Here is a 3,633-nt window from a genome sequence, read left to right as displayed (position 1 = left end):
CCGAAAGAAAATCTTATTCGTGTGCCGGAAGTTCAGCGCAGAACGGGTTATAGCAAGGCGTGGATTTACAAATTGATCAGCGATGGAGAATTCCCGAAACAAATTAAACTCGGTTCCCGTTCCATCGCATTTATTGAGTCAGAGATTGATCACTGGATAGCGCAACGGATCGCAGGATCACGAGCGGTATAACACATAACAGAAGAAACGTAATATAAAAAACAACGCCCCAGAGTGCTCGAACACATCTGAGGCGTCTGACCAACAACCGTTAATTGAGGTAACGATGATGGCTGATATACAGCATACCCAAACTCACCCTAAATTTACACTTTCGGATAAGACCACTCGTCAAAAAACGCTCCACCTGATCCAAACCGTTAAAAAATCTGCTATGTATCATTGGGGAAATATCCTGCCTGCCTGTGGTATTGATATTCCGGCAAAAGATAAACATGGTGCCTGCCCGATCTGCGGCGGCACTGACCGTTTTCACTTTATTGACGATCACAATCATGGCAACTGGCATTGTCGCCAGTGTGACACTCCAAATTATGGCGATGGGCTGGATTTAGTGGCAAAAACCAAAGGAATTTCGATCACTGAGGCGGCGAAAATCGTTGCGGATGTACTGGCATTACCTTTCCCCGAGCCTAAACCAGCCAAAAAAAACATTCAAACAACACAGTCGATTGCCGACAGAGTGGCAGCTCTGATGGCGCAAACAGTTGCCGGACAATCGCCCTATCTGATCACCAAAGGACTGCATTGCCTTAATCAGAGGTTGTTGGCCGATAATTCGACAGTGTTGCGACTCACAACACTGGACGAAAAAGTCACAGGTGCGCAGATCATCAAACCGGATGGTGAGAAAAAATTACTCACTGGCAGTAAGAAGAAAGGCGCGTTTATTGCTCTGTCCGCGCTGGAAGAACACCCTGACACAGTCATCATTACCGAAGGTTACGCCACGGCACTCACGGTTAACCAACTCTGCAAAGGGACTGTTCTCGTGGCGCTGGATGCAGGCAATTTAATCTCCGTTGCGCAATCAGTCAGGAAACGTTGGCCGGGCACGAAAATCATTATTGCCGCAGATAATGACTGGCATCATCCAGATGAACTGAATAAGAGCGGCAAACCGAAAGTGAATATCGGCAAAATCTCGGCAGAAAAAGCGGCCGTTGCGGTTAATGGCTGGATCACATTGCCGCCGACAGAGCATAAGGCCGATTGGGATGATTATCGCCAACAACACGGTGTAGAAACGGCAAAGCTGGCGTTTGCTCAAGGGCTTTATCAACCGGCACCCATAACGAAAAAAGCGGTCACTCAGCCTAATGGTGCCGAATCGTCAAAACTGACCTTATGTCAGATGGGAGCCAGTCAGCGCGGAGAAGTGTTACTGGCACGTTATGACGGTGATTTGGCACTGGATGGCGCTTCGGAAACCGTTCATCACTATGATGGCATTGTCTGGTGTCCAGTCAGTAACCGCGATTTACAGCGGGAAATGGTGGCAGCTTTTATGGAAGAGAAAATGCCATATTCGCCACATGGTATTAGTGCTGCCGTGGATGCTCTGAAACTACAGCTTCCCATGATGCAACTGCCAGAACGCCATTTAATCGGGTTCCGTAATGGGGTATTTGATCTGAAAATCGGCCAATTTCGTCCTCATCATAAACATGACTGGCTGCTGCTTGCTAATGATGTTGAATTCAATTCCCAGATTTCGGGGGAAAGCTTGCAAAGCCATGCACCACATTTTTGGTGCTGGCTCAATCGAGCAACTGCTAATTGTGAAAGCAAAGCCGAAAGAGTACTGGCCGCGCTGTTTATGGTGTTGGCAAACCGTTACGACTGGCAGTTATTTCTGGAAGTCACCGGTGCCGGAGGCAGTGGCAAAAGCATCTTTGCTGAAATCTGCACAATGCTGGCGGGCAAAGGCAATACTGTTTCTGCAAGCATGGCCGCACTGGAAAACCCACGGGATCGTGCGCTGATTGTTGGGTATTCGTTAATTATTCTGCCCGACCAGACCCGCTATGTGGGCGATGGCTCCGGCATCAAAGCCATTACAGGCGGGGATGAAGTCGCCATTGACCCCAAGCACAAACAACCCTATTCAACCCGCATTCCTGCTGTAGTGCTGGCGGTGAACAATAACGCCATGAGTTTCAGTGATCGCAGTGGCGGAGTGTCGCGGCGTCGGGTGATTTTCAACTTCTCCGAAGTGGTGCCAGAGAATGAACGTGATCCGCTTCTGCGGGACAAAATCGCGGCAGAACTGCCTATCATTATCCGGCAACTGCTTCATCGGTTTGCTGATCCACAAACTGCAAGGCGTTTATTGGCAGAGCAACAAAAATCTGGAGAGGCGCTAGATATCAAACGGGGTACAGATCCGTTGGTCGATTTTTGCGGTTATCTGGTGGCTTCTCATGAAGCAGATGGCCTGCTAATCGGCAATGCGGAAATCGTGCCGTTCAATCCTCGCAAATACCTCTATCACGCCTACCTTGCCTATATGAAAGGCAATAACCTGAACAAGCCGGTTTCTGTGACCCGATTCGGTATGGATATGCCCGGTGCACTGGCCGAATACAACCAGCTTTACCTGCGTAAGAAAAGCAAACAGGGCATTCGCAGCAATCTGAATCTGAATATCGACACGGCTATCGAATGAATGCCTCAATTGGTAAGGGATAGCCTGCCAGAAGAATAATTTTTTTCACCCTAATGAGATTTTATGAAAAATATAGAAAAGTGTTCACCCCTGTTCACTCTGTAATTTAAACCATATATATCAATATATTGAAGGGTGAACAGTTATTTTTAAACTGTTCACAAGTCTTCACCCCTGTTCACCTTTTTCAGATTTAAGGGTGAAGGGTTGGGTGAAGAGTGGTGATGAGTTTTATTTCAAATCGTCACCCTTTAACACTATGAATTTAAATAAAAATATTTAGAGGTGAACAGGGTGAACAGTTTTATTACTAATTCTTTAATAGGGGGGGTTAAATAAAAAGGTTTTTCTGGCGGGTATGGTGTTCTTCAAGATCTCTGATTTGTCTGGTTAATGCATTAGCCAGACAAATCAGAGAAGACAAGCGCAGCGCGTCAGTGCGGTTTTAATTTGAAGTATTAAGTTAAATTGACACTAGGTAATAATCTGATTTTATTTATAAATAGAAGTTAATCACAATTTCCGTGCGGATTCCTTATTCACTCTGGAACTCATAAATGTGGCTGTTATATCCTGCCTTTAATCATGTTACTAAAACATAAATTTATTTTTAAAAAGGCAAGGGAAATATGGAAACACGCCCACGCTGCCTGTTCTCGGAAGGCAGCATTACTCTACCGGAAGGTTATCAGGAACAGACCGTCAATATTATTATCGCGCCTAATGTGCCTGCACTGAATATCAGCCGCGACCAGCTAAATGAGGGAGAAGATTTAGCCGGTTACCTCACCCGCCAGAAGACGTTGTTGAAAAACGGTCTAAAAGACTGGCAACTGCTTGAAGAACACCCCGCCATATTAGGTGACAACTTGCTACAAGGTCATTTGTTGCTTTCCCGCTACCGCCCCAAGAAAGGGCAACAAGTTTACCAGTATCAGGCGGCA

General features: G+C 46.3%; 3 protein-coding genes. All 3 read left to right on the top strand.

Annotation, left to right across the window (positions count from 1 at the left end; all coding sequences use genetic code 11):
• Positions 1-192 (top strand): helix-turn-helix transcriptional regulator (locus FE392_RS19525; RefSeq protein ID WP_319931801.1); only part of this gene is annotated, 192 nt, incomplete at its 5' end.
• Between the two features lie 94 nt (positions 193-286).
• A complete protein-coding gene (locus tag FE392_RS19520; RefSeq protein ID WP_439153517.1) occupies positions 287-2,689 on the top strand; it encodes a toprim domain-containing protein in 2,403 nt (800 codons plus the stop codon).
• Positions 2,690-3,318: 629 nt separating this feature from the next.
• Positions 3,319-3,633 (top strand): DcrB-related protein (locus FE392_RS19515; RefSeq protein WP_319931800.1); only part of this gene is annotated, 315 nt, incomplete at its 3' end.

The sequence above is a fragment of the Xenorhabdus santafensis genome, from assembly GCF_033949405.1.
Classification (GTDB): Bacteria; Pseudomonadota; Gammaproteobacteria; order Enterobacterales; family Enterobacteriaceae; genus Xenorhabdus; species Xenorhabdus santafensis.
This window is presented reverse-complemented; position numbering and strand designations above follow the sequence as displayed.

Bases quoted from the DNA above. Each gene is read 5' to 3' on its own strand.
- FE392_RS19520 (WP_439153517.1), top strand. From the start codon at position 287: ATGATGGCTGATATACAGCATACCCAAACTCACCCTAAATTTACACTT.